Origin of the sequence: Niallia circulans NBRC 13626, from assembly GCF_001591585.1 — a bacterium.
Classification (GTDB): domain Bacteria; phylum Bacillota; class Bacilli; order Bacillales; family Cytobacillaceae; genus Niallia; species Niallia circulans.
This window is the reverse complement of sequence record NZ_BCVE01000002.1, coordinates 337,507-363,751: the sequence shown is the minus strand read 5'-3', so window position 1 is coordinate 363,751 and position 26,245 is coordinate 337,507. Positions and strand designations below refer to the sequence as shown.

Here is a 26,245-nt window from a genome sequence, read left to right as displayed (position 1 = left end):
ATGTACGTTAGGCGAAGGAAAAATAAAAATTCTTATTAATAATACGTAAGGTTTAATTTTTTTGACTGAAGTAAAGGGAGAGGTAGATATTAAAATGATTATGGCTACTATCAGAGTTACATTTGTTTCTACATTTGTAAATTAATTTACTTTTTTTCTTTAAATTTTTCAGAAGGAAAGGAAATTCAAGAATAATGTAGAATTATGTAATCACTACGTTTGATAAGGGGGGTATCCATAAAGATGGATAGTATATCCTATTCTGAAGAATATCGACAATTACAAAATAAACTGAGGGAATTGGAAAGAGAGAATACCCTTCTAAAGGAAAAACTAGAAAAATATAGTCTTCTCCGAGATAGGAGATTTATTGCTTTCCAAACGATAAATGTAGGGTTGGTTATATTTGATAGTAATGGAGTTATTCTAGATATTAATAAATATCTTTGTGATTACTTTAACGTGAATATGAATCAAGTAGTTGATAGGAATATAACGCATTTTGTGCAGCAGGAAGAACGTTTGGTGATAAGGGAACATATGGATGCTATAAAAACCAAATCAGGTACTTTTCAAAGCATATTCCCATTAACTATTAATGGGCGAAAACATTATTTTGAAACGCAAACTAGTCGATTGCCCGGTGAGATGGGATTTATTACAATTATTGAAAAGATAACAAAGGAATGTGAAAGAGAAAAAGAGAAAGAAGCGCAAAAGCTTTATAATGATTTTTTTACAGAGGCACTGGATGGTATTGTTCTTTGGAAAGAATCAGGGCAGATTATTGCAGCTAATGAATCAGCTTTAAAAATTTTTGAAAGTTCTGAAGAAAAATTATTAAAATCAAGGATTAGTGATTTTTTTTATAAAAAAGATAAACGGTACATGGATATGATTAAAAATCTCTATTATAAAAAATCTAATCGAGAAGAATTGATGTTTTTGATGCCAAATGGACAGAAAAAAATACTAGAATTTACAACTAAACTTCATTCGGTGGAAGGGTTAAACATGAGTATTTTCCGTAATATCACGGAACGTTATAAAATGGAAGAGGAATTACGTGAAAGTAAGGCGATGTTTGAGAATACATTTGAAGAAGTTTTTGACGGTATTATCATTTGGGATCAAAACTATCAAATAATTGATATGAACAAAGCAGCCGAACGTCTCCTTCATAAAAGTAAAGAGAATTTGATCGGTGTAGATTTAATATCCTTTCTCCCACCTGCAAAAACGATTGGAGAAGATATAAAGCCGAAATTATTAAATGTAGAAAAGGATGGACAAAATAGAGGGCTCTACACGGTAAAGTTTCCTAATAATAGAGAATATACGCAGCTTGAATATCGTAATAAATTTAATATTTATTCAGGACTAAGTATTACTACATTACGTGATATTACCGAAAATACCTTATTGGAAGAACAGCTGAGAAAGTCATCTACTTTAAATGTAGTGGGAGAATTGGCAGCGGGTATAGCTCATGAAATTCGAAATCCAATGACAGCTTTAAAGGGATTTATTCAATTGCTAGAAGATGGAGTTGCCTCACAGGAAAATGAAATGTATTTTTCTGTAATAAAAACGGAGCTTACTAGGATTGAATCCATTATTAATGAATTTTTATTACTTGCTAAACCACAAGCTGTTCAATATGTAAAACGAGATATAAGACAAATTATGAATGATACGATCGAATTGCTGTATGCACAAGCAGTGCTACAAAATGTTCAAATTATAAAAATGTTTACAGAAGATATGCCGACTATATATTGTGAACCAAATCAATTGAAACAGGTATTTATAAACATTATAAAAAATGCAATAGAGGCATTAGAAGACGGCGGGGAAATAGCTGTTTCCATTGAATATAAACAGGATTACTTTCATATAGCAATCTTTGATAATGGAAGAGGAATGGGCAAGGAAATACTTGCAAGAATTGGAGAACCATTTTATACGACCAAAGAAAAAGGAACAGGCTTAGGTTTACTAGTATCCTATCAAATTATTGAAGAGCATCAAGGGAAAGTGACAGTTGAGTCAGAGCCAGGGGTTGGTACGACGTTCCACCTTGTACTTCCAGTGTGCAGAGAAAGCAAGCTAAATGAATGATCATTAGACCTGTTAGGGTGATAAAAAGAAGGGCTTATGTTAGGCCCTTTTTATTTTGGTTGTTTTTCGAATTGTTAAAGGAGTAGAAATCGGAGAAACAGATAAGGATTTGTTTAGTGATCTTTTCTACGGAAAAGATATGCTGAAAAAATATTATACCATATCTTGACATCACCACCTACTTTGATTATTATCTAATTAGATAATAATCAAAGTAGGTGATTGAATGCAATTAGATAAAATGGTTGCATTTTATAAAACAATGGGGGATCCCACCAGAATTAAAATAATCTCCTTATTGGCAAATAAACCATGGAATGGTCAAGCGATATCAGAAAAACTGGGTCTATCTGCCCCAACCATTACGCATCATTTAAAGAAAATGCGTGACATAAATGTTGTGTATGAACGCAGAGATAAAAATACGATTTATTTTTTCTTGAATAAATCAGTCATTTTACAACAAAACGAGTCTTTAAGAAAATTAACAATTGGAATGGAGGAGAGTATTATGACTGTTACTAAAGAGGAACAAGCAAAAATCATTGAGAACTTTTTTACTAAAGAGGGCAGACTTAAAAATATTCCTTCGCAAAGAAAGAAAAAGTTAATAGTGCTCAAATACATGCTTGAGGGGCTGGTTTTTGGCAGGAAATATGAAGAAAAAGAAATAAATGCTTATATCCAGCAATATTTTGATGACTACGCGACAATAAGAAGAGAATTTATTATTAATCACTTTATGTATCGAGAAAATAGTATATATGAACTTAACCCTGAGGAAATGTGGGCGAAGTGAAGAAAAAGGACTGTTTATCATTATCTGATATAAACAGTCCTAGGTTAATATGTATAAAAATCACGTATAATATTCTGGTTTTCGATCAGCAAATATTGGGATGGTTTTACGTACCTCTGTTACTTTATCTAAATTAATCGAAGCTGTTAGAATTTCTTCTTTCTCCCCTGCTTCTGCAATAATTTCTCCCCATGGGTCAATAATCATGCTATGCCCAGCAAAGATATTATTTGCATCATTTCCGACACGATTACAAGCAATTACATAACATTGATTTTCAATGGCTCGTGCAATAAGCAGGCTTCTCCAGTGTGCCAATCTCGGTTCTGGCCATTCAGCTACTACAAAGATGGCTTCAGCTCCTTTTGTTGTATGTGCTCTTATCCACTCTGGAAAACGAATATCGTAGCAGATCATACTGGCAAAGTGTCTATCCTCTAAAGAAAAAAGACCATTAGTTGTCCCGCTCTTTAAATATAAATGTTCATCCATCAGTTGAAAAAGATGAAGTTTATCATACGTATGTACCACATCACCCGATTTATTTATCACAATAAGTGTATTGTAAACACCCTTTTCCTTCTTATTAGCAATTGATCCACCAACAATATGAACGCTATATTTGGTGGCTAATTTACTTAAAAAAGAAATAGTATTTTGAGCTTGTTTATCAGCAATCGCAGCTAATCTTGTTAAATCATAGCCGGTTGACCATAATTCTGGCAGTACAACAATATCACTGTTATCCTTGCAAGCAGCAATTTTTTTCTCTACTTGTTTAAAATTCTCTTCAGGCCTGCCAAATGCGATATCCATTTGAACCAAACTAATCTGAAATTTCAAATGATTCCACCTCTATTCATCTTCGTTAAATTCCGTTATAATGTTAATCAACAAAAAAATTCAATTATTATATTAATTTCGTTATATCATAAAAAAGCGAATTATTAAACGATTATTTCTATTTTAATCACTTAGGGAATGTTTAAAGTCGAAATTTCCTAATAGAAGTTTATCCAATAATAATTGGAAGGTTTTATCATTGAAGAAGGTGTGAGTACATGAAGAAATATGATCAATCTCAATTATTAAAGAATTTACCAGAGCAGTTTTTTGCTTCATTAGTTAGTAAAGTTAACAGCTATATTGAAAAAGGATATGATGTGATTAATTTAGGGCAAGGAAATCCAGACCAACCGACACCTTCTCACATTATCAAGAGCTTGCAGGTGGCTGCCGAACAGCCTGAGAATCATAAATATTCTCCATTTCGAGGATATAAACATTTAAAGGAAGCTATTAGTGAATTTTACAAAAAAGAATACGATGTTGACTTAGATCCTGAATCAGAGGTGGCGATATTATTTGGAGGAAAGGCCGGCCTTGTAGAGATACCTATATGTTTATTAAATCCAGGCGAAACAGTAATGGTTCCAGACCCTGGTTATCCCGACTATTTATCTGGGATTGCTTTAGCAAATGCAGAGACGGTGTTCATGCCATTGCGTGAAGAAAATAATTTTTTACCAAACTACAAGGAAGTGAGAAAGGAAGATTTAGAAAAAGCAAAGTTAATGTTCTTAAATTATCCGAACAATCCTACTGGAGCAATAGCAACAAAGGAATTTTTCGCTGAAACAATTTCTTTAAGTAAACAGCATGATATATGTATTGTGCACGATTTTGCATATGGAGCGATTGGGTTTGATGGAAAAAGGCCGCTTAGCTTTTTACAAGTAGAGGGTGCCAAAGATATTGGTGTAGAAATTTATACTTTGTCTAAGACATTTAATATGGCAGGTTGGCGAGTTGCCTTTGCAGTTGGAAATAGAAGTGTCATTTCCGCTATAAATCTTTATCAAGATCATTTATATGTTAGTTTATTTGGAGCGATTCAAGAAGCTGCCTATACGGCATTAACAGAATCTTTAGAGTGTATTAGAGACATGAATCAGCTTTACGAACAAAGACGAAATATCTTCATAAATGGTCTTAAAAAAATTGGTTGGGAAGTCAATGCTCCTGAAGGTTCATTCTTTGCATGGTTAAAAGTACCAGATGGGTTTACGTCACAAGAATTTAGTGATTATTTATTAGAAACAGTACATATTGCAATGGCTCCAGGCTCGGGCTTTGGTACATTTGGGGAGGGATATGTCCGAGTTGGTTTATTGACAGAAGAAGAGAGATTGCAAGAGGCGGTTGAAAGATTAAAAACACTCTCGATATTTAAGTAATTCCTCGATAATAGATAAGAATTCAGTCGAAAAAAGGCAAAGAATCATGGGAAATAACAATTTCGTATGATTCTTTGCCTTTTGCTCTTAATAGACTAATTTCCAGAAGTGCTGATGATCCTTCATACTAAGATGTTTGCTGATAGGTGAAAGCGACTAGAAAGAAAGCGCTTTCTGTTGTTGTAAGTTGTTTTCGACTCTTTTCAGCAGTATTTTTGTCGAAAAAAAGAAGTGTAATCAAGAGAAAATAAGTCTAAATGCCTATTTTGACTTAGAAAAATGTCTAATATTGCGAATCTATTTACTTTTATTTGTTTTATTGTAATAATTCATCAAGTAAACAATTAATGCATTGTTTGTAAGTAAGGAATTTGATTAGGAGGAAGTAAGGTGTATTGTAGGAAAACAGAATTATTATTTGAAATTCAAGATAAAAGGGAGGTAATGATTAAAACAGCGAAAGAGCGTGGAACAATTGATGAGGAGACCATTAGATTGAGTCAAGAACTCGATAAATTAATCTATGAATATCAGCTTGTCTTTCGCTATGAAAGTGAGAAAAGAAAACAAATAAAACGACAATATAAAAACACGCGAATTTTTTGGTCCAATGCTAACCGATATAAACGGAAAAATTATTCCGAGGTTGTATATAGATAACTAAATGGCGAAGGGTAATGGCAGTGATTACCTTAATGATATTTCATCCAAATCAATGCCCTTCTTTAAAGAAAGATGTGACCTCCCTTAAACTACTTATCCTATTATCCACCAATATTTTGACAAAATAAAAAACGCTTCTTTTGTTCAATAGCTACTATCCTTCTTTTAAGAAGAATAATAGAAGATGAACAGCATTAATGATGCAAGAAGCGAATAGATAAATAATTATTTCATAATAGGTAAGATTATATTTACCTTCGTGCCTTTCTTTTCCCTACTGGATATATGGATTTCACCATCGAATGATTCAACGATTCTTTTACATACAACGAGCCCCAAACCAGTCCCTGTTTCCTTCGAAGTATTAAATGGCTCAAATATTTTCTTTAACTGTTGATTGGACATGCCAATGCCATTATCGGTGATTGTAATGATTACGTTTGACTTAACGGAACGTATGGAAAGTTCTAACTGCCCGCCATTTTCCATCGCTTCAAGAGCGTTTTTGGTTAAATTAAGTAATACTTGTTTCATTTGGTCGGCGATCCCGAGAATATAAATGTCTTGGTCAGATATCTTTTCTGTATATTTTACATTAAATAAATTTGCTTCCGAAACGATAAGCGGATTAAGTTCTGCGATGATTAATTTTAAATTTATTTTTTGCTTATTTTGTGCAGTTGGCTTTCCTAAGATAAGGAATTGACTTACGATTTCATTTATTCGTACAATTTCTTTTTGGATAATAGAAAAATAAAGCTGGTCTTGCTGATCGTGATATTTCTCACTTAATAATTGAATGAGACCTTTGATTCCGGTTAGAGGATTCCTAATTTCATGTGCAGAACTAGCAGCTAAATTGCCGACAAGTTCTAATTTTTGAATTTCGTTTTGCTTTGCTTCTTCTTCTCTTATTTTACGATGATAGTAAAGAATTAAAAGCATATAAACGAAATGGAAAATCACCATAAAAAAAAGAAGGAGCCATATTTTCGATTTTACGATGTTCCAAATATGTGGTTTTTCTAATTCCACAATGATGGTCCAGGGCAGACGATCAATTGGCATGCTTATAACTTCTTTTTTATTGATCGATGCACCATCATTTATATAAAGAATGCGTTCTTTTTGCTCATTCATAATGGCGATATTTTCCTCTGATGATAGCATTTTCGTGATATTTATTAAGTAATCGACACGGAGATAAGCAGTTATAATGGAGTTTAATTGATTATGGTCACTTATAATGGGCATGGCAATACCGATTACTTTCTGACCGTTACTTAATACTTCTTCTCTATTAGAAATTACTAAGTCCTTTGAATGAATAGCTTCCATTATATAATCCTCTTCAGAGATATCGATCGAATCATACGTATCGTTAACACCAGCAATTGTTTTACCTGAACTATCAAGCAGGAATAAACCACCATAAATATGCTCATTCGTAAACACTTTTTTTAATAGGTTATTAATTTCTTCTGCTGAATCGGTATTAGTTTGAATAGAGAGACTTAGAATATTTAAAGAAGAGACGATTTTGTTTATATAAGAGTCCCATTGTCGTTGGTGAATAGAGGCTACCCATTCTGCATGAGCCTTATTTTTTGCTTCTTCTCTATTTACTTGGTAATAAAAGAATAGAATAGCTGTAATAATGATCGGAATAACGACAATTGCAAAATATAAAAGCCTTTTGTGTGTGTTTATTTTCATCAATAGATTCTCCATAGGGTAATTCCAATATATAGATATAATTATAACATGAAATAGAGAAAGCTCAATGAAGGGGGTAGATTTCATCGGGAAATTGACAAAATCCTTAGGGAATAATATAATTTATCTGAATTCGAGATAGTGAATTATATACTAATAAGGGAAGTTTATAAATGGCAAAAAAAGATATCGATCAATCATTAAAGTTATATATTGTATTGTCACGTGCTTATCGGGCAATAAATGAAAATGTGAATAAGGCAATCACGGCAAACGGCTTGAATCCGACAGAGTTTGCAGTGCTGGAATTGCTGTATCATAAAGGCGATCAGCCGCTGCAGCAAATTGGGGGAAAGATTTTATTAGCAAGTGGAAGTATCACGTATGTGGTAGATAAATTAGAGGAAAAAGGATATTTAGTAAGGGTTGCTTGTCCAACTGATAGACGAGTTACATTTGCTCAAATTACTAATAATGGTAAGGAATTAATAGAAAATATTTTCCCAAATCATGAGCAAAGAATTCATGAAATCATGTCTGAATTGACAACAGAAGAAAAAGATACCGCAATTGAATTAATAAAAAGACTTGGATTATCTGTTAGAGATAAATAAGACAAAGTAACTTATAATAAGCGAGTATTTCAGATGGAAGATTTATTTTGTTAGGAATTAAATCTTCCATTATGAATATTCGCTTTTTTGTATTGGTCTTCCTAGTTTTCATGTATAATTAGAGAAGCTAGTTAAAAATGGAGGGATATAAAAAAATGAAGTTTTCGGAATTTACATACAAAAGACCCGATATAAATGAATTTACGATTAAAATGGACGAATTATTAATAGAGTTTAATAAGGCAGAGCATTTAGACCAACAAATGGCAGCAATGGAAAAAATAAATGAGCTTAGAAATGACATTTCCACTATGTTTAATTTGTGCTATATTCGCCATTCTGTTGATACAAATGATGAGTTTTACCAGCAAGAACAAGATTATATCGATGAGATATCACCAAAGGTAGAAGGGCTTATTACAAAGTATTATCAAGCGCTTGTTCAATCAAAATTTAAACCACAATTAGAGGAAAAATGGGGCAAGCAATTATTTGCATTAGCAGAGGCACAATTAAAGGTATTCTCAGAGGATATCGTTGAATTACTTCAGCAAGAAAATAAACTTTCTACTGAATATACTAAGCTTGTTGCCTCAGCCAAGATTTTGTTTGAAGGGGAAGAAAGAACACTGGCACAATTACAGCCATTTACAGAATCAAAAAATCGCGAAACAAGAAAGGCAGCAAGTGAAGCTCGGTTCGCTTTTTTCCGTGAACATGAAGAGCAGTTAGATAGAATATACGATGATATGGTAAAGGTTCGTACAGAAATTGCTAATAAGCTAGGCTATAAAAACTTCGTCGAATTAGGTTATTATCGTATGTACCGCACAGATTATAATGCAGATATGGTTGCGGCCTTTAGAAAACAAGTAGAAGACTATATCGTCCCACTAGCAACTAAATTAAAAGAAAGACAAAGAGAAAGAATAGGAGTTGACTCCTTAAAGTTTTATGATGAACCATTCGAATTTGTAACTGGAAATGCAGCTCCTAAAGGCGATCCAGAATGGATCGTTGAAAATGGGCAAAAGATGTATAATGAATTATCAAAAGAAACAGGCGATTTCTTCTCTTATATGAGAGAAACAGAATTAATGGATTTGGTCGCTAAAAAGGGAAAAGCCGGTGGTGGCTATTGTACTTTTATCGAAAATTATAAAGCACCATTTATTTTCTCAAACTTTAATGGCACTTCAGGCGATATTGATGTCTTAACCCATGAAGCAGGTCATGCATTTCAAGTGTATTCTAGCGGCGGCTTTGCTATCCCAGAATACTATTGGCCAACATATGAAGCAGCAGAAATTCATTCCATGAGTATGGAGTTCTTCACATGGCCATGGATGGATTTATTCTTTAAAGAAGATGTAGAAAAATATAAGTTTTCTCATTTAAGTTCTGCTCTGCTATTCCTTCCGTATGGAGTATCAGTTGATGAATTTCAGCATTGGGTTTACGAAAACCCAACGGCTACTCCATCAGAAAGGAAGCAAGCATGGAGAAATATAGAAAGAAAATATAGTCCTCATCTTGATTATGATGGAAATGAATATTTGGAAAATGGCGGTTTCTGGCAAAAACAAGGACATATTTATAATTCCCCATTCTATTATATTGATTATACATTAGCACAAATATGTGCCTTCCAATTTTGGAAACGTTCAAGAGAGAATAAAGAAGAAGCTTGGGAAGATTATGTAAAGCTTTGCGGCTTGGGAGGCAGTATGCCATTTACAGAATTAGTCAAAGCAGCTAATTTAATTTCTCCTTTTGAAGAAGGCTGTGTGGAATCTGTAGTAGGGGAAATCGATGAATGGTTAAATTCAGTAGATGACCGTAATCTATAAAATTAAAAAACCGTGGGAATAATTCCTCCCACGGTTTTAGTTATTTATTTATGATAATGTTTTAGAGAGAACTGGTTTTATTTTAATTTGGTCATCCTCTAGAACAGCTGTTAATTCTGTTACAGATGAATCATCAAGAATAACATCTGCCAGTTGATCTTCTAAATGTTCTTGAATCACCCTTCTTAAAGGACGAGCTCCGAAGCTTGGATGGGTACCGAGTTCCACAATTTTTTCTTTTGCAGCGTCCTCCACATGTAACGTAATATTCTGTTCTTGCAAGTTTTGTGCAAGTTCTTCTATCAATAAATCAGTAATGCGAAGTAAGTGTTCTTTTTCAAGTGTTTTAAATTCAATAATCGCATCAAAGCGGTTAAGGAATTCTGGTTTAAAGAAGTTTCCTAATGTTTGTAATAAATTACTTTCTTCAATGGCATCATTATTTCCAAAGCCAACCACTTTATGCTTATGACCAACACTAGCATTACTTGTCATGATAATAACAGAATCTTTGAAGCTTACCGTACGTCCTTGACTATCTGTTAAACGTCCATCTTCTAAAATTTGCAGGAAGATAGATTGGATATCAGGATGTGCTTTTTCGATTTCATCTAGCAGGATAATGCTATATGGATTTCTTCTTACTTTTTCCGTTAATTGTCCTGCTTCTTCATGACCGACATAGCCTGGAGGAGAACCAATTATTTTACTAATACTATGTTTCTCCATATATTCACTCATGTCTAATCGAATCATGCTGTCTTTAGTGCCAAATAATTCTTCTGCAAGTGTTTTGGTAAGTTCCGTTTTTCCGACCCCGGTTGGACCGACAAATAGGAAGCTTCCAATTGGTCTTGTTTTCGATTTTAGTCCCGCTCTACTACGCTTAATAGCTTTAGCCACTTTTCGAACTGCCTCGTCCTGGCCAATCACCTTTACAGCTAATCGTTCACTTAAAAACTTCATTTTTTGTTGTTCATCTTCTTGTAGTTTTCCAACAGGAATACCTGTTTTCTTTTCGATAAGTTGTTGAATAAGAGCCACATCGACAATCGGTTTTTCTTCGATATTTGGTTCGTTTATAGCTTTTTCAAGCTGTTGCTCTTCTTTACGTAATTCAGCTGCTTTTTCGTAATTTTCTTCTTTTAATGCTTGTTCCTTTTCTTTTGCTATCATAGTAAGACGATTTTCAATTTCTTCTGTGTTTTGATAAGTAGAAGAAAGATTCATTTTAGAACCAGCTTCATCCATTAAATCAATTGCTTTATCTGGTAAAAAGCGATCTTGGATGTAACGGTGAGAGAGCTCTGCACATGCTTTAATTGCATCCTCAGTATAAGTAACTTCATGGAACTTTTCATACTTATCCTTTATACCATTTAAGATGGAAAGAGTAGCCTCAACAGATGGTTCACTTACCTGTACCGGCTGGAATCTTCGCTCTAAAGCAGCATCTTTTTCGATTTGACGGTATTCTTTTAAGGTAGTTGCCCCAATGATATGCAATTCGCCACGAGCCAGTGCTGGTTTTAGAATATTACCTGCATCCATTGAGCCTTCTGCAGAGCCTGCACCAACTAACTGATGAATTTCATCGATAAAGACGATTACATTCTTTCGAGCTTGGACTTCTTGAATTACTTGCTTCATTTTTTCTTCAAATTGTCCACGAATTCCAGTATTCGATACAAGGGAAGCAACATCCAATAAATAAATTTCTTTATTTTGTAATTTTTTTGGAACATTACCTTCTATAATTTTTAATGCTAAGCCTTCCGCTATTGCTGTTTTTCCGACACCAGGTTCACCGATTAGCACGGGATTGTTTTTATTTCTCCGATTTAGAATTTCAATAACTCGTTCGATTTCATTTTCTCTGCCGATAACGGGATCAATCAAACCAGCATTCGCCATTTGATTTAAGTTTTTCCCATGTTTGTCAAGAATACCGGCTTTTCTATGATTGTTAGTAAAAGGAGCTTCCTTTGAAGCACTAGCTCCCCCTAATGGATTTGATTGGTTAAATGATTGAAATAACTCATCAAAAGGGGAAGGTTGGAAAAACATTGGGCCGCTTTGTGCTGTCATTTTTTGCTTTTCTTTTTGATAACATGCATGACAAAGGTTCATAGTGGTTTCCATATTGTTTAAAACAAATCGTAAACTGATTGTTGCATTATTTTGTTGGCACATTTCACATTTCATTATAAATATCCTCCTTTTGAATTTGACTAATATTGACCTTTTGTAATTATGATTATACTTTGACCTTTTTTGACTTTCAAGTATTTTGCCTCAAAATAAAATTTGGAAATTTTTAGTATGATTAAACCTCCTTTGTATCTATACCAATTTTCCTATTTTAAAAGGGTTAAACGTCATGGATAAAATAAATTTTTAATAGGCTAAAATGCTCGTCATTGTTTGTCCATTTCTACATATAGTTGATGTAGGGAGGGAAATATGTGAAAAATAAATGGAGTGCTGCAATTCAGCTTGCAGCAGTTTATGTAGGCACAGTTGTTGGTGCTGGTTTTGCAACAGGGAGAGAAATAGTAGTGTTCTTTTCACAATATGGATTTGTCGGTTTTTTAGGGATACTTTTAAGCGGGATTATTTTTGCATATTTCGGAGCAAAATTAATGAGGATATCTGTCAAAATCAAGGCATCTTCCTATCAAGAATTTACCATTTACTTGTTTGGTAACATTGTTGGAAACATGATTAACTTTCTATTATTATTGATGCTTTTAGGTGTTTGTGCAGTGATGTTCTCAGGAGCAGGTGCTGTATTTGAAGAGCAGCTTGGGCTGAATAAAAGCATTGGTGTCATCTTTACTATTATTCTTTCCTTACTTGTTATGAGGGTTGGTACAAAGGGATTGTTTGCTGTAAATACTTTTGTTGTACCCATTATGATCACGTTCAGTTTTATTTTATTTCTACTTTCTTTATCTTTGCCTGGATTTGTTGATGAGATATTTCAGATGGAGAATATTTCATGGAAAACGATAAGTTCTCCATTTTCGTATACGGCTTTGAATTTAGCTTTGGCCATAGCGGTTCTAGTACCTGCTGCTTCTGAAATTGGCGATGAAGAAGTGGCTAAATGGGGAGGGATATTAGGAGGAATCGCTTTAATGCTTATACTAATATCTAGTCATTTTTCTCTTATTATGCTATCAGATATTTATCGGTATTCCATTCCGATGGCTGTTATTATGAAAAATTTAGCCCCGCAGCTTTCATGGGTATATATTTTAGTCATTTATGGAGAAATTTTTAGTTCTGTTATTGGGAATATCTATGGGTTAGAGAGGCAGCTGCGCAGTTTTATTCCTTTACCAAGCATGGTTATAATTGGAGGAATTATTTTAGTTTCTTATCTAATTAGTTACGTGCAATATGGTACGCTATTATCCTTTTTATATCCTATATTTGGATATATAAGTTTAGTCTTCTTACTATTCTTATGGATAAAGCCTATACCAAAGTGATGAATAGCAGCACAAGAAGTATCCTATTGTTTAAGAAGTAGGAATACTTCTTGTCAGTATATAATAATTACTAATTAATTAAAGCTTGTAGAGGAGATGGAATACGTCCACCACGATTAATTAGTTTATCAGAGCTATATGGATTGACACCCATAACTGGTGCACGACCTAATAATCCGCCGAATTCAACGATTTCTCCTTCTTTTTTTCCTGGAACAGGAATAACACGAACAGCTGTTGTTTTTTTATTAATCATCCCAATGGCTGCTTCATCGGCAATTATGGCAGATAAAGTAGCAGCTGTAGCATCTCCAGTAAGAGCAATCATGTCAAGACCGACAGAGCAGACGCATGTCATCGCCTCTAATTTAGACAGGGTTAGGCTATTGTCTAAAATTCCTTTAATCATACCATTGTCTTCGCTCACGGGAATAAAGGCTCCACTTAATCCGCCGACATAGCTGCTTGCCATTGCACCACCTTTTTTTACTGCATCATTCATTAACGCAAGGGCAGCAATAGTGCCATGTGTTCCAACTCGTTCTAAGCCGATTTCTTCTAATATCTCTGCAACACTATCGTTAATAGCATTTGTTGGAGCAAGGGATAGATCCATAATACCGAACGGTACGTTTAATCGTTCTGCAACGACACGACCTATTAATTCACCAGCACGAGTAATTTTAAAGGTTGTTTTTTTGATGATTTCTGATACTTCGCCTAAATCTGCTTCAGGGTATTTTTTTAGTGCACTTAAAACGACTCCAGGACCACTAACCCCTACATTGATAACGACTTCTCCTTCACCAGCTCCATGGAAAGCACCTGCCATGAAGGGATTATCCTCCACAGGATTACAGAAGACAACTAGCTTAGCACAAGCTAAACCATTTGTGTCTTTCGTATTTTCTGCTGCTTTTTTGATGATTTCTCCCATTTGTTTGACAGCATCCATATTAATTCCTGTTCTTGTGGTAGCAACAGATACAGAAGCACAAACACGGTCCGTCACAGAAAGTGCTTCTGGGAGAGCATCTAATAATGTTTGATCTCCTTTAGAAATGCCTTTATGAACAAGAGCAGAATATCCACCAATAAAATCTACATTTAAATCTTTTGCAGCTTTATCTAGGGTTTTTGCAAGCATTACGGCCTGTTCTACTGTACTATTTCCGAGTATTTCTGCAATAGGAGTGATGGAAATACGCTTATTAATAATGGGAATTCCATATTCTTTTTCTACCGCATTTGCCACTTCTGTCAATTTGCTTGCATAAGTTGTAATTTTTTTGTATACAGAATCATTTAATTTTTGAAAATCAGAATCAGCACAATCATAAAGACTGATTCCCATTGTCACAGTACGAATATCAAGATTCTCCATCTGTACCATGTTGATTGTTTCCATCATTTCATTTAATGCAATTTTCATTATTGGACCCTCTTTTCTTAAACGCGGTGCATAGATTGGAAGATTTCTTCTAATTGGATATTTATTTTTAAATGAAGCTGCTGGCTTAGTTCGTCAAACTGTTTTGTTAAGTTATCTAAGTTTTCTTTATCCGTGATATCTACGAGCATCATCATCGTAAAGAAATCTTGGAGAATGGTTTGACTTATATCTAGGATATTAATGTGATTATTAGAAAGGATTGTGGTAACCTTGCTGATAATCCCGATTTGATCTTTTCCAATTACGCTGACAACTGCGCGACGTTGTTGAACCATCATTTCACCTCATAATTCGCTATTGTTTTACATCTTAAATAAAAGAGTAGGTAAGAATGTATGAAAAAAACAGATTGGAGACACCAATCTGTTTCAAAGGATAAGAAGAACCAGGACACGATAACTTTAAGTATGTATTGGTTGATCTTCTGTCCTTTTACCTGAGATTGTGAATCCTTCGGTGCCGTTTTTAACAGAACGGTCTCTCCAGAAGCTGCTCCTGTTATAGTTTGATCCATAACATTCATAGCATGCAATTATTTAAGAAATATAATGTGATGTTAACAGTTTTTGTTCAAGTGGTCAACAGAATATTTGCAAACATAGTGTCACTTAGATAGGGAGAGAATAGTCATGAAACGTTAAGAAAGCAATGGATAAAAAACAAAATACTGTTCATGATAAAACGGAAGGGATGGAGGTGAGAAAAGTGTCAAAAGCGCAGAGAGAAAAGGAAAGAGAATGGACTGTACGTAAACAAAAACAAAAACCGCATGGAAAAGTAAAAACGAAAAAGGAATTAGCAGAAGAGTAATTTCTTCCTTATAATATAGAGATAGGTAAAGCGCATACAAAAAAGAAGTCAATAAGTGGGGAAATTCCCAATCTGACTTCTTTTTTCTGTTTCTTGTTTATTTAATGATACGATAATTTTTATGGTTAACAACGGTTCTTTGCTCAAGTTCTAAATCACGGTAATTATTCATATAAGTCAAATCGACAATAACTGAATTTTCATTTACCTTTTCAACAATGCCTTGCAAGCCTCTAAATTCAATAATATTTCCAACCTCAGCTATTTTCACGCACAATCTCTCCTTATCATTCCAAAATTTATATAAATTCTGAATATAGTTTTCACTACTTAGAACTTATTCGTAAACATATAGGTATATAAACTTACTAAATATATACTATGAAAATATGAATAAAATGTGTGTTATTTCCTTTTATAAGTGCTTGTTACTAAATAATTATTTCTATACCTCATTAATAAATAAAGGGAAATGCTGGTTTATCGAAAAATTATGTATTTTGATGCGAAAAGAAAGTGGTATGAGGAACCAGTTTCTAGAATAACCGATATTCGACTATCCTTGATGATTAAAATGCATACACTTTTCTGATATTAGATGATATTATAACATAATTAGTAGAATTATACATAATAATATCAAAAATAGTGACATAAAAAGGAATTATGCAGAATTCTTTACTTAAAGTAAAAAAGTAATTTAAAATATGGTCAAAAAATGAAGGAAAGGTTAATTGGTGAAGAGGATGAATAAAGAAATAGCGGAAGAAGTTTTAGACAAGTTAATGAAAAGAGAAATAGAAAGCTATCGAGTAAAAAAAGAGGATTTTCTTACATTCCGTGCAGAATTAGTAAAGAGGGAAGATTTTAAACATTTTAAAGGAATTGCGGAAATAGGAGGAGATGTTACGTATAAATATATGGATGAACCGAGAAGTTAAAGGGTTGAAATTAATTCGCTCTCTATAATATATAGTGAATACAAGAAAACCTCGCTTTTCATAAGCGGGGTTTATCAATAGAGGTCACCGTAAATTAATTACGGTGTCTCTTTGTTCTCTATTCGGGAAAGTTCCTTTAGTCCCCTGATAATCTGCTGCTTAGCTTCCTTGTTTCCTGTGCCTTCAAAGCCATATTCATATTGATTTCCGATTTTTTTCTTCCACGATATATGACCAGGCATTACTATTTCTCTTCTATTTAGATGGAATTGAAGCTGCAAAAGTAATCGTGTATCATCAGCTGGTAAGTCATATTCTGTTCGGAAACGTAACCCGTTGGGGCTTATATTATTTATAAAAGCATGACCTTTTCTAGAAAGAGTAGCTTCGTCAACTTTTACAGTAAATGTAGCATCTATAAAATCAGTTAATTGATATCGAAAAGATTCATTCCGGTTGTATCTCATAATTTCCCTCTCTTTTGTCCATGATCCAGTTAAATCATTAATGCTTGGAGAGTAATGGCATTAAACTGGAAAATGCTCTAGTTTCTAAGTCTAGAAAAAGTAATCACTTTTACATAGAATTAATGTAACTCGGAAGTTTTAATAATATTTAAGCTTGTTTAAGGAGATAATGCAATATATTTTCATTTTAAAATGTTTCTATGTAAATCCTTGTCTGAATTGCAAGAAGTACAGTTTCTTTTTTTAGATAATGTTAAATGCAGCTAATTGAATAAAAGTTAACTTTTTGGGGATTTTATAAACAGGAATTAATCATCCAAATTTGGACTAATTCCCCTAAAATTCCCCATAAAGTTAACTATTTTTTGTCGTTTAGTAAATTTTGATTGTCTATATAACAAAGAAATGCTATTCTTTCATTTGAGATGTCTTTTTCAAAAAACTTAAATTACCTGCCTATTTTGAACACTATTCTACTTGTTCTCATCTTTTTAGAAGATGCTATAAATGGTTGTAAAGAAAGTTTGTGTACATAGACAATTAATTTTTTTCGACAAAATACATAGCTTTCAGTTTACAATTGTAATATATAAATTATATATTATTTATGATAAACAATTGTTGGTTTATATTAAGGTTGTTTAAGTTTGAAAAGTTTAGCTTATGTTAACATCTTATAACTTAATCGATAAAGGAGAATGATTTTATTATGGTAGAAAAACAATTTAAAGTTATTGCAGATACAGGAATTCATGCTAGACCGGCGACTCTTTTAGTACAAGCTGCTAGCAAGTTTGACTCAGATATTCAATTAGAATATAAAGAGAAAAAAGTGAATCTTAAATCGATTATGGGTGTTATGTCATTAGGTATTGCTCAAGGTGCTGATATTAAAATTATTGCTGAAGGTAACGACGAACAGGAAGCAATTAATGGATTACAAGAAACTTTAAATAAAGAAGGTTTAGCAGAATAATGAGTTTTTTACAAGGAATTGCTGCATCTAGTGGAATAGCCATTGCTAAAGCTTATCGCCTAGTTGAACCAGATCTTTCTTTTGAAAAGACTAGTGTGGAAAATGTAGAAAGTGAAATTTCTCGTTTTCAAGAAGCTTTAAATAAAGCGAAATCAGAATTAGAAGCTATTCGTGAAAAAGCTAATAAAGAGCTTGGTGCGGATAAAGCTGCTATTTTTGAAGCGCATTTATTAGTATTAAGTGATCCAGAATTAATTGCACCTATTGAAGACAAAATTAAAACAGACCTAGTGAACGCAGAATTTGCATTAAAAGAAACAACAGACATGTTTATTACGATGTTTGAATCAATGGATAACGAGTATATGCAAGAAAGAGCTGCAGATATTCGCGATGTAACAAAGCGTGTAATGTCTCACCTTTTAGGCGTACATTTAGCAAATCCAAGTATGATTTCTGAAGAAGTAGTTGTAGTTGCAGAAGATTTAACACCATCTGATACTGCACAACTTAACCGCCAATTTGTTAAGGGATTCACAACAGATATTGGTGGAAGAACATCTCACTCTGCCATCATGGCTCGTTCTTTAGAAATTCCTGCTGTTGTAGGGACAAAAAAAGCAACAGAAGAAATTAATAATGGCGATTTAGTCATTGTTGATGGATTAAAAGGAGAAATCCATGTTAATCCAACACCTGAAGTAGTCGAAAGCTATAAAAAAGTTGCCGAGCAATATGAACAGCAAAAAGCAGAGTGGGCTAAACTAGTTAATGAACAAACAGTAAGCTCTGACGGTGTTCACGTTGAACTTGCTGCAAATATCGGTACACCTAATGATTTAGAAGGGGTAACGAATAACGGTGCAGAAGCTGTCGGTTTATATCGTACAGAATTCTTATACATGGGAAGAGATCAGCTTCCAACAGAAGATGAGCAATTTGAGTCTTATAAAGCTGTTCTTGAAGGCATGAAAGGAAAGCCAGTTGTTGTTCGTACATTAGATATTGGTGGAGATAAAGAATTACCTTATCTAGATCTGCCAAAAGAAATGAACCCATTCTTAGGTTTCCGTGCAATTCGTCTTTGCCTGGAGGAGAAAGATATTTTCCGTACGCAATTAAGAGCATTGCTGCGTGCAAGCTCATATGGAAATCTAAAAATTATGTTCCCAATGATTGCTACATTAAATGAATTCCGTGCAGCTAAATCTCTTTTAGAAGAAGAGAAAGCTAATTTAGTGTCTGAAGGCGTTAAAGTTGCAGACAAAATCGAACTAGGAATCATGGTGGAAATTCCTTCTACAGCAGTGCTTGCAGATCAGTTTGCGAAAGAAGTTGACTTCTTCAGTATTGGAACAAATGATTTAATCCAATATACAATGGCTGCAGACCGTATGAACGAACGCGTTTCATACCTTTACCAACCATACAATCCTTCTATTCTGCGTCTTGTTAAAATGGTTATTGATGCAGCACATAAAGAAGGTAAATGGGCAGGTATGTGTGGAGAGATGGCAGGAGATGAAACAGCTATTCCTTTATTATTAGGATTAGGCTTAGATGAATTCTCTATGAGTGCTACATCTATCTTAAAAGCAAGATCACAAATTCTAAATCTTTCTAAAGCAGAAATGGAAGAATTAGCAGCAAAAGCATTACAAATGTCTACAACGGAAGAAGTTATGGAAGCAGTAAAAGCAGCTGCGAAACTTTCTTAAAAAAACAGGTTTATCCTTAAAAATAGTGGGTATAAATAAAAATAGCATAAGCTCTTTTTACAAGTTAGCTTAACGCTATTCTCATTTTCCCCTTATTTGAACTGACTAGATGATTCTAGTCAGTTTTTTTTTTGCTTATCTTTAAAGTTTCAACCATACATGAAAAGGAAAGATGGAGGCAAAATACAACTATTCCATTGTTTTTTGAGACAGGTTTATAAAAATTAAATAATGGGAAGGGGTTTTAAATAGAAGTATGCCGCTATACATATGAACAAAGAACAGTTTATTTGTTCCATTTCATTAAGGTGTAATAAGACGGAATCATAAGGAGTTGAATAAAGTCACGTGGAATTTTATCAAAAGGATAAAGAAGCAGTATTAAAAGATTTGCAGTCATCTGAACAAGGACTATCAACAGACAAAGTAAAAGAAAGCTTGGAAAAAGAGGGTTACAATGAGCTACAAGATAAAGAAAAAATACCAACTTGGAAGCTCTTTTTAGAAACGTTTAAAGACCCAATGGTTATTGTCTTATTACTAGTAATTATTATCCAATTAATCATGGGGAAATTTGTTGAATCTCTTATTATTTTTTTAGTGTTATTGCTAAATTCTGTTATTAGTGTGATTCAAACAAAAAAGGCAGAAAGTTCTTTAGATGCTTTACGTAATATGAGCGCACCGGAGGCAAAAGTAAGGCGAGATAATACCAATATCACAATTCCTGCACGGGAGTTAGTTCCAGGAGATATCGTCTTTCTAGAAGCTGGTGATTTTATCCCAGCAGATGGACGTATTTTAGAAAGTGGTTCTCTGAAAGTAAATGAAGGAATGTTAACAGGGGAATCAGAAGCTATTGAAAAACAAGATAAAGTAATAGTTGAGGAAGCTGCACTTGGCGACCGGATTAATATGGTATACAGTAGTTCACTAGTCGTTTATGGCCGAGGGACCTTTGTTGTAACCGGTACAGGGGAAAAAACGGAAATTGGTAAAATTGCTGATATGCTTAATAAGGCAGAGGAAAAACAAACACCATTACAACAGAAGCTTGCCGAATTTAGTAAAAAATTAGGAGTAGGAATTCTTCTCTTATCTATTCTTATTTTTGCTATTCAAGCATTAAGAATATGGTTAGGAGATGAAAATGTTGATGTTACAACTTCTATTCTTAATGCGTTACTATTTGCAGTAGCCGTTGCCGTAGCGGCTATTCCAGAAGCTTTATCATCTATTGTAACCATTGTCTTGTCGGTTGGAACTAATAAAATGGCAAAACAGAGTGCTATTATACGAAAGTTGCCTGCAGTCGAGACGCTTGGTTCTACCAGTGTGATATGTACAGATAAAACTGGAACATTGACACAAAATAAAATGACCGTAACCGATTATTTTATACCGGAAGGAGTAAGAGAACATTTACCACCAGATCCTTCTCAATGGAATCATTCGGAAACTTTTTTGCTGAATATAGCTGTATTATGTAATGATTCGTACATTAATAAAGAAAATAGAGAAGTGGGAGATCCCACAGAAGTGGCGCTTATTAACTTCTATAATGATGGTAAAAGAAATTATGAACAAATTCGCTCAAGATATCCTAGAGAAGCAGAATTACCGTTTGATTCGGATCGCAAACTAATGTCTACGATTCATACCATTGATAATAAACGTTTCATGCTTGTAAAAGGTGGCCCAGATGTTATGTTTAACCGGGCGACAAAAATATTAGTAAATGAAAGGGAAGAGCCATTTACAAACGATTGGTTAAAGAAGTTGCAGGAGGCTAATGAGGATTTTTCCAATCAAGCATTAAGAGTTCTTGCATATGGATATAAGCATGTGCCCGAAGATAAGAGAACTATTACGGAAGAAGATGAATCGGATCTCATCCTTGTTGGTTTAACGGCGATGATGGATCCACCACGTGAAGCTGTTTACGGATCGATTGAGCAAACAAAAGATGCGGGGATTCGTACAGTAATGATTACAGGAGATCATAAAACCACAGCACAAGCCATTGGCCGTAAAATCGGATTAATGGAGAATAATGATATTGCTTTAACAGGCCAAGAATTAGATGCATTATCAGATGAAGAACTGAATCAAAAATTAGAACAAATATCTGTATATGCACGTGTTTCTCCAGAAAATAAAATCCGCATTGTGCGAGCTTGGCAAAAGAAAAATCGAATTGTTGCGATGACAGGTGATGGAGTCAATGATGCGCCAGCACTAAAACAGGCAGACATTGGTATTGCAATGGGAAGCGGGACAGATGTTGCTAAAGATTCAGCTGATATGATTCTTACGGATGATAACTTTGTTTCGATTGTAAATGCTGTAGGAGTAGGAAGAACTGTTTTTGACAATATCAAAAAATCAATTGGCTATTTGTTTGCAGGAAACTTCGGTGCTATTATAGCCATTTTGTTTGCGGTTATTGCAGGATGGGCAAATCCCTTTACAGCATTACAATTATTATTTATAAACTTGGTAAACGACTCCTTACCAGCCATTGCTCTTGGAATGGAAAAGTCAGAGCCTGGTGTTATGAAGCGAAAGCCGCGAGACGTGAAAGAAGGAATTTTTGCAGGTGGGACGCTTCGAGCGGTCGTTGTAAGAGGGGTATTAATTGGTATTGCGGTTATTATCTCTCATTATATTGGTTTACAGCATTCAGATGAATTAGGAGTAGCGATGGCCTTCACCACGTTAATCCTTTCTCGTTCCTTGCAAACCTTTGCTGCACGTTCTAGCACCCAAACAATCTTTGGTGTGGGCCTATTCTCTAATAAATATGTATTAGGAGCAGTTGGTATTTGTTTCTTGCTTTATTTAGTTACCATCCTGCCTTTTGCTAGAGAAGTATTCGCCATTCCTGATTCCTTTGGCTTAAACGAATGGTTAATTGCAGCTGGGTTGGCCATCGGAGCAGTAATAGCAATGGAAATAATGAAAATGCTTCTTGTGCGGGTATTACGTAATAAGTAAAAGAAAAAACTACCTAGTATTATGCGATCGGTTTAGAAAGATTGGGATATTGGGTAGTTTTTTTCTATTAGCAGTTTTCAATATTCTATAGAAGAATTATACCTGCTTTCATGATACTATTAGAAAAAGAAAGTTATTTGCCAAAAAAGGGAGAGGATCGGATGTTGGCGAAAGAAACAACTATAATTGGTTTTATTGGTACTGGTGTAATGGGGAAAAGTATGGCAAGCCATTTATTGCATGCAGGGTATCCTGTTATGGTGTATAACCGCACGAAAGCAAAGGCAGACGAACTAGTAGCTGCTGGAGCAGAATGGGCAGACAGTCCCCATGAAATTGCTTTAAAAGCAAATGTCATTATTACGATTATTGGTTATCCGAAAGATGTAGAGGAAATATATTTAGGAGAACTAGGATTAATTAACAATGCCAAAGAAAATACATATTTAATCGATATGACCACCTCAACTCCTAGTCTTGCCAAGAAAATATACGAAGAGGCGAAAAAGAAAAATATATATGCAGTTGATGCCCCTGTAAGTGGTGGAGATGTAGGGGCAAGAGAAGGAAAGCTATCCATTATGGTAGGTGGGGAAGAAGCAGTTTTCCAACAGCTTCTGCCTCTATTCGAGATACTTGGCACTAATATTGTCTATCAAGGACCTGCAGGTTCTGGTCAACATACGAAAATGTGTAATCAAATTGCCATTGCTTCTACAATGATTGGTGTAAGTGAAGCCATCGTTTATGCTCAAAAAGCTGGACTAGACCCTGAAAAGGTATTGCAAAGTATCTCAAGCGGAGCTGCTGGGAGCTTTTCCTTAAGTAATCTAGCACCTAGAATGATAAAAGGGGATTTTGAACCTGGATTTTATATCAAGCATTTTATAAAAGATATGAGAATTGCTCTTAAAGAAGCAGAGGAAATGCAAATGGAAACACCAGGATTATCTCTTGCGGAAACATTATACAGCCGCCTGTCAGCGAAAGGAGAAGATGAGAGCGGAACACAAGCTTTATATAAATATTGGGATTGAAAAAACAGCTTCTAATCGGTGAAAGCCAAGATTAGAAGCTGTTTTTTTATTTTGCTAGATGTATTTTTACATATTCCTCAAAACGATTGCATGCATCTTCCAATGTTTCCATAGAATAGGCAAAGGAAATTCGAAAATATCCTTCTCCTAATTCAGAAAAGGCACTTCCAGGAACAACCGCTAGATTTACTTTATCGACTAGATCAAGGCAAAAATCAAAAGAATTCAATTTAGCTGTTGGCACTTTTATGAAAAAGTAAAACGCCCCATCTGGCATGACTACATCCAATCCAATAGAGGACAAGCGATCATACACATATTTTCTTCTTCTTTGATAATCTTCTCTCAAAGGTGCTGCATCATTAATACCAATAGTTAAAGCTTCTAATGCCGCTCTTTGCGAGATTGAAGAGGCACAAGTTACATTATATTGATGGACTTTAATGATTTGTTGACAAAGATAAGAAGGAGCAAATAATAGACCAACTCTCCATCCAGTCATGCTATGTGATTTAGATAGACCATTAATCACAATAGTTTGTTCGCGTAGATATTGAGCAATGGATACATGCTCTTGATCATATAGTAATTCACTGTATATTTCATCTGCTAAAATAAAGATATCTTTTCCTTTAATCAGGGCTGCAATCTCCTTGATTTCTTCTTTTGTTAGGCTGACACCTGTTGGATTTGACGGATAGGGTAAGACGATACATCTTGTTTTTTCCGTGATATATTTTTTTATGACGTCAGCTGTAAAACGGAAAGAAGTATGACGAATATCAGCATGCACAGGAATCGCACCACATAAACGAATAATTGGTTCATATCCAGGATATACAGGTCCTGGCAGGATTACCTCCACTCCACCGTCGAGAATTGTTCGAAATGTCACATCAATAGCTTCGCTAGCTCCCACGGTAACAATCACTTCTGTGGAAGGATCATAAGAAAGATTATATTTTTTATTTACAAAATGGGATGCCGCTTCCCGTAACGCAAGGTCTCCAGCATTATGTGTATAAGAAGTATAGTTTTCATCAATGGAAGTTTTTGCTGCCTCTTTAATATGTAGTGGGGTGGGAAAATCAGGCTGGCCGATGGTTAAAGAAACCATTCCTTTTTTTCCAGCAACCATATTAGCGAACTTTCTAATACCAGAAATCTCAATATTTTTAACTTTTTTATTGATTAAATGTTCCATATCAAGTCTCCTAACGTAACGTATTCTATAATGATATCAAAAGCTATGATTGTTTTAAATACATAAAACAAAATAAAAAGAGCAGGGGATAGAAGAATATATCCCTGCTCCAAGCTTGCTCTAATATCTATTTAATTAGTAACCATAATCCCAATCAACGCCTTCTTCCATTAATAAAAGTTGTTCATGGTTTGATTGATTCAGATGATTTTCTAAAAGCAGTTTCCCATTGTCCATTTTATCTGTTTTTTTCCATGTGTCTAAATCGACATTTTCTAGAAAAGTTACCGTTAAGTCATCGTGAAAAAGAATTGCAGTACCCTTCATTGTGTACTCGTCCTCTCTTTAATTAATTAAATAATATTCGGTTTTCTTCCTTCACAACTTACACTATTAGCGTATTCTAATAGCATAAAATCGTCTAGGTGTTTGTTTGACATTTCACAAATTAGAAAAAAACAAATAAACATTTTATGAACTTTTAAAGACAAGGAGCAGGAAGGTTTCTCTTTTGTTTAATAATTGTAAAGCTAGCAGTCATTTCATAAAAAAGGTTGTTTAGAAAATAAATACCATTTATCATATTAGTGGGGAGGGGAAAATAAATGGTAACAACTATACAAATAGAAGAAAAGGAAAATCATCCTCAATATGCAGGATTTTGGATTCGTTTTGGAGCATGGGCAATTGATAGTATCATTTTAGGCATTCCATTATTATTTTTTTCCAATATCATTTTTGCTTTATTTATTAGTTCAATGGAAATACCGGATGAATTATTGATGGATCCAGCCAGTATAAATGCATTATCTGATTCTGAAATTTTATCTCTATTAGGCTCATTAATGACCGCTTTTTTGGGAACGATGGCAGTATGTATGTTTATTAGTCTTTTTTATTATTCACTGCTTCATTCCTCTAAATGGCAAGCGACGATTGGAAAGAAATTATTAGGTTTAAAGGTAGAGGATTTGAAAGGAAATAAGCTTTCTTTCTGGAGAAGTCTAGGAAGATACATCGTATCAAGTCTCCTTTCAGGGATTTTATTAATTGGCTTTATTTTGGCAGCGTTCACGGAGAAAAAACAAGCGTTACATGATTTAATTGTAGGTTCCATTGTTGTAAAAAAATAATTCATAAACCTG

The 26,245-nt window shown here is 34.2% G+C and carries 23 protein-coding genes and 1 riboswitch; of the genes, 14 read left to right on the top strand and 9 right to left on the bottom strand.

Annotated features, from left to right (window positions below):
- Nucleotides 1-243 precede the first annotated feature (243 nt).
- Complete coding sequence (locus BCI01S_RS04160; RefSeq protein WP_061796818.1) at nucleotides 244-2,121, top strand: PAS domain-containing sensor histidine kinase; 1,878 nt, start codon at nucleotides 244-246, stop codon at nucleotides 2,119-2,121.
- A 226-nt stretch (nucleotides 2,122-2,347) separates the two neighbouring features.
- Nucleotides 2,348-2,920, top strand: coding sequence for a DUF2087 domain-containing protein (locus tag BCI01S_RS04155; protein WP_061796816.1), 573 nt, complete (start codon nucleotides 2,348-2,350; stop codon nucleotides 2,918-2,920).
- Nucleotides 2,921-2,980: 60 nt separating this feature from the next.
- Here the strand turns inward: BCI01S_RS04155 and BCI01S_RS04150 are convergent, their stop codons facing one another.
- Nucleotides 2,981-3,763 (bottom strand): carbon-nitrogen family hydrolase, encoded by a 783-nt coding sequence (locus tag BCI01S_RS04150; RefSeq protein ID WP_061796813.1) that lies wholly within the window; start codon nucleotides 3,761-3,763, stop codon nucleotides 2,981-2,983.
- A gap of 218 nt (nucleotides 3,764-3,981) precedes the next feature.
- Between BCI01S_RS04150 and BCI01S_RS04145 the strand changes: the two genes are divergently transcribed.
- The gene (locus tag BCI01S_RS04145) at nucleotides 3,982-5,157 is read left to right on the top strand and encodes a pyridoxal phosphate-dependent aminotransferase (protein ID WP_061796811.1); all 1,176 of its coding nucleotides are present in this window, start codon (nucleotides 3,982-3,984) and stop codon (nucleotides 5,155-5,157) included.
- A 390-nt stretch (nucleotides 5,158-5,547) separates the two neighbouring features.
- Complete coding sequence (locus BCI01S_RS04140; protein WP_053215712.1) at nucleotides 5,548-5,817, top strand: aspartyl-phosphate phosphatase Spo0E family protein; 270 nt, start codon at nucleotides 5,548-5,550, stop codon at nucleotides 5,815-5,817.
- A gap of 228 nt (nucleotides 5,818-6,045) precedes the next feature.
- Here the strand turns inward: BCI01S_RS04140 and BCI01S_RS04135 are convergent, their stop codons facing one another.
- Nucleotides 6,046-7,536, bottom strand: a complete 1,491-nt coding sequence (locus tag BCI01S_RS04135) for an ATP-binding protein (RefSeq protein ID WP_047942956.1) — start codon at nucleotides 7,534-7,536, stop codon at nucleotides 6,046-6,048.
- 173 nt (nucleotides 7,537-7,709) lie between these two features.
- Here BCI01S_RS04135 and BCI01S_RS04130 point away from each other — a divergent pair, with 173 nt between their 5' ends.
- Both BCI01S_RS04130 and BCI01S_RS04125 read left to right on the top strand, forming a co-directional pair.
- Nucleotides 7,710-8,150 (top strand): MarR family winged helix-turn-helix transcriptional regulator, encoded by a 441-nt coding sequence (locus tag BCI01S_RS04130; RefSeq protein ID WP_047942957.1) that lies wholly within the window; start codon nucleotides 7,710-7,712, stop codon nucleotides 8,148-8,150.
- Nucleotides 8,151-8,305: 155 nt separating this feature from the next.
- Nucleotides 8,306-10,000 carry a M3 family oligoendopeptidase gene (locus BCI01S_RS04125; RefSeq protein WP_061796808.1) on the top strand — a complete coding sequence of 565 codons (1,695 nt, stop codon included), beginning with the start codon at nucleotides 8,306-8,308 and terminating at the stop codon, nucleotides 9,998-10,000.
- A 48-nt stretch (nucleotides 10,001-10,048) separates the two neighbouring features.
- On the opposite strand, the gene BCI01S_RS04120 is transcribed toward BCI01S_RS04125, so the two are convergent.
- Nucleotides 10,049-12,205 carry an ATP-dependent Clp protease ATP-binding subunit gene (locus tag BCI01S_RS04120; protein ID WP_047942959.1) on the bottom strand — a complete coding sequence of 719 codons (2,157 nt, stop codon included), beginning with the start codon at nucleotides 12,203-12,205 and terminating at the stop codon, nucleotides 10,049-10,051.
- A 260-nt stretch (nucleotides 12,206-12,465) separates the two neighbouring features.
- Between BCI01S_RS04120 and BCI01S_RS04115 the strand changes: the two genes are divergently transcribed.
- Nucleotides 12,466-13,497 carry a YkvI family membrane protein gene (locus BCI01S_RS04115; RefSeq protein WP_047942960.1) on the top strand — a complete coding sequence of 344 codons (1,032 nt, stop codon included), beginning with the start codon at nucleotides 12,466-12,468 and terminating at the stop codon, nucleotides 13,495-13,497.
- A 70-nt stretch (nucleotides 13,498-13,567) separates the two neighbouring features.
- Here the strand turns inward: BCI01S_RS04115 and BCI01S_RS04110 are convergent, their stop codons facing one another.
- Nucleotides 13,568-14,929 carry a PFL family protein gene (locus BCI01S_RS04110; protein ID WP_047942961.1) on the bottom strand — a complete coding sequence of 454 codons (1,362 nt, stop codon included), beginning with the start codon at nucleotides 14,927-14,929 and terminating at the stop codon, nucleotides 13,568-13,570.
- 17 nt (nucleotides 14,930-14,946) lie between these two features.
- Entirely contained in the window at nucleotides 14,947-15,225 is a 279-nt protein-coding gene (locus BCI01S_RS04105) for an ACT domain-containing protein (protein ID WP_047942962.1), read from the bottom strand.
- Between the two features lie 139 nt (nucleotides 15,226-15,364).
- Nucleotides 15,365-15,446, bottom strand: a riboswitch (glycine riboswitch).
- A gap of 209 nt (nucleotides 15,447-15,655) precedes the next feature.
- On the opposite strand from BCI01S_RS04105, the gene BCI01S_RS25870 reads away from it, so the two are divergent.
- Nucleotides 15,656-15,760 (top strand): DUF6254 family protein, encoded by a 105-nt coding sequence (locus BCI01S_RS25870; protein ID WP_220040981.1) that lies wholly within the window; start codon nucleotides 15,656-15,658, stop codon nucleotides 15,758-15,760.
- A 97-nt stretch (nucleotides 15,761-15,857) separates the two neighbouring features.
- On the opposite strand, the gene BCI01S_RS24595 is transcribed toward BCI01S_RS25870, so the two are convergent.
- Nucleotides 15,858-16,031, bottom strand: a complete 174-nt coding sequence (locus BCI01S_RS24595) for a YkvS family protein (RefSeq protein ID WP_082138361.1) — start codon at nucleotides 16,029-16,031, stop codon at nucleotides 15,858-15,860.
- 475 nt (nucleotides 16,032-16,506) lie between these two features.
- Between BCI01S_RS24595 and ykzS the strand changes: the two genes are divergently transcribed.
- Nucleotides 16,507-16,701 carry a protein YkzS gene (ykzS, locus tag BCI01S_RS04100; protein ID WP_047942963.1) on the top strand — a complete coding sequence of 65 codons (195 nt, stop codon included), beginning with the start codon at nucleotides 16,507-16,509 and terminating at the stop codon, nucleotides 16,699-16,701.
- Between the two features lie 98 nt (nucleotides 16,702-16,799).
- Here the strand turns inward: ykzS and BCI01S_RS04095 are convergent, their stop codons facing one another.
- Nucleotides 16,800-17,168, bottom strand: a complete 369-nt coding sequence (locus BCI01S_RS04095; protein ID WP_061796806.1) for a PilZ domain-containing protein — start codon at nucleotides 17,166-17,168, stop codon at nucleotides 16,800-16,802.
- A 709-nt stretch (nucleotides 17,169-17,877) separates the two neighbouring features.
- Here BCI01S_RS04095 and BCI01S_RS04090 point away from each other — a divergent pair.
- From BCI01S_RS04090 to BCI01S_RS04075, 4 genes are all read left to right on the top strand, one after another.
- Entirely contained in the window at nucleotides 17,878-18,144 is a 267-nt protein-coding gene (locus tag BCI01S_RS04090) for a phosphocarrier protein HPr (RefSeq protein ID WP_016200927.1), read from the top strand.
- On the top strand, nucleotides 18,144-19,862 hold the full coding sequence (ptsP, locus tag BCI01S_RS04085; protein ID WP_061796805.1) for a phosphoenolpyruvate--protein phosphotransferase: 1,719 nt from the start codon (nucleotides 18,144-18,146) through the stop codon (nucleotides 19,860-19,862). The genes BCI01S_RS04090 and ptsP overlap by 1 nt, the downstream gene beginning before the upstream one ends.
- Before the next feature lie 348 nt (nucleotides 19,863-20,210).
- The gene (locus BCI01S_RS04080) at nucleotides 20,211-22,859 is read left to right on the top strand and encodes a cation-translocating P-type ATPase (protein WP_061796803.1); all 2,649 of its coding nucleotides are present in this window, start codon (nucleotides 20,211-20,213) and stop codon (nucleotides 22,857-22,859) included.
- Nucleotides 22,860-23,020: 161 nt separating this feature from the next.
- Nucleotides 23,021-23,896 (top strand): NAD(P)-dependent oxidoreductase, encoded by an 876-nt coding sequence (locus tag BCI01S_RS04075; RefSeq protein WP_047943014.1) that lies wholly within the window; start codon nucleotides 23,021-23,023, stop codon nucleotides 23,894-23,896.
- 46 nt (nucleotides 23,897-23,942) lie between these two features.
- Here BCI01S_RS04075 and BCI01S_RS04070 read toward each other — a convergent pair whose 3' ends face one another.
- Together BCI01S_RS04070 and BCI01S_RS04065 are read right to left on the bottom strand one after the other, a co-directional pair.
- Nucleotides 23,943-25,100, bottom strand: a complete 1,158-nt coding sequence (locus BCI01S_RS04070) for an aminotransferase A (protein WP_061796801.1) — start codon at nucleotides 25,098-25,100, stop codon at nucleotides 23,943-23,945.
- A 135-nt stretch (nucleotides 25,101-25,235) separates the two neighbouring features.
- The gene (locus BCI01S_RS04065; protein ID WP_047942970.1) at nucleotides 25,236-25,427 is read right to left on the bottom strand and encodes a protein YkzT; all 192 of its coding nucleotides are present in this window, start codon (nucleotides 25,425-25,427) and stop codon (nucleotides 25,236-25,238) included.
- Nucleotides 25,428-25,705: 278 nt separating this feature from the next.
- Here BCI01S_RS04065 and BCI01S_RS04060 point away from each other — a divergent pair, with 278 nt between their 5' ends.
- Nucleotides 25,706-26,233 (top strand): RDD family protein, encoded by a 528-nt coding sequence (locus BCI01S_RS04060; RefSeq protein ID WP_047942971.1) that lies wholly within the window; start codon nucleotides 25,706-25,708, stop codon nucleotides 26,231-26,233.
- Nucleotides 26,234-26,245 lie beyond the last annotated feature (12 nt).

Coding starts and splice junctions, on each gene's coding strand:
- BCI01S_RS04125 (WP_061796808.1), top strand. CDS start 8,306: ATGAAGTTTTCGGAATTTACATACAAAAGACCCGATATAAATGAATTT.
- BCI01S_RS04075 (WP_047943014.1), top strand. CDS start 23,021: ATGTTGGCGAAAGAAACAACTATAATTGGTTTTATTGGTACTGGTGTA.
- BCI01S_RS04095 (WP_061796806.1), bottom strand. CDS start 17,168: ATGAGATACAACCGGAATGAATCTTTTCGATATCAATTAACTGATTTT.
- BCI01S_RS04090 (WP_016200927.1), top strand. CDS start 17,878: ATGGTAGAAAAACAATTTAAAGTTATTGCAGATACAGGAATTCATGCT.
- ptsP (WP_061796805.1), top strand. CDS start 18,144: ATGAGTTTTTTACAAGGAATTGCTGCATCTAGTGGAATAGCCATTGCT.
- BCI01S_RS04110 (WP_047942961.1), bottom strand. CDS start 14,929: ATGAAAATTGCATTAAATGAAATGATGGAAACAATCAACATGGTACAG.
- BCI01S_RS04145 (WP_061796811.1), top strand. CDS start 3,982: ATGAAGAAATATGATCAATCTCAATTATTAAAGAATTTACCAGAGCAG.
- BCI01S_RS04105 (WP_047942962.1), bottom strand. CDS start 15,225: ATGGTTCAACAACGTCGCGCAGTTGTCAGCGTAATTGGAAAAGATCAA.
- BCI01S_RS04070 (WP_061796801.1), bottom strand. CDS start 25,100: ATGGAACATTTAATCAATAAAAAAGTTAAAAATATTGAGATTTCTGGT.
- BCI01S_RS04130 (WP_047942957.1), top strand. CDS start 7,710: ATGGCAAAAAAAGATATCGATCAATCATTAAAGTTATATATTGTATTG.
- BCI01S_RS04155 (WP_061796816.1), top strand. CDS start 2,348: ATGCAATTAGATAAAATGGTTGCATTTTATAAAACAATGGGGGATCCC.
- BCI01S_RS04065 (WP_047942970.1), bottom strand. CDS start 25,427: ATGAAGGGTACTGCAATTCTTTTTCACGATGACTTAACGGTAACTTTT.
- BCI01S_RS04120 (WP_047942959.1), bottom strand. CDS start 12,205: ATGAAATGTGAAATGTGCCAACAAAATAATGCAACAATCAGTTTACGA.
- ykzS (WP_047942963.1), top strand. CDS start 16,507: ATGAATAAAGAAATAGCGGAAGAAGTTTTAGACAAGTTAATGAAAAGA.
- BCI01S_RS04060 (WP_047942971.1), top strand. CDS start 25,706: ATGGTAACAACTATACAAATAGAAGAAAAGGAAAATCATCCTCAATAT.
- BCI01S_RS04135 (WP_047942956.1), bottom strand. CDS start 7,536: ATGAAAATAAACACACACAAAAGGCTTTTATATTTTGCAATTGTCGTT.
- BCI01S_RS04160 (WP_061796818.1), top strand. CDS start 244: ATGGATAGTATATCCTATTCTGAAGAATATCGACAATTACAAAATAAA.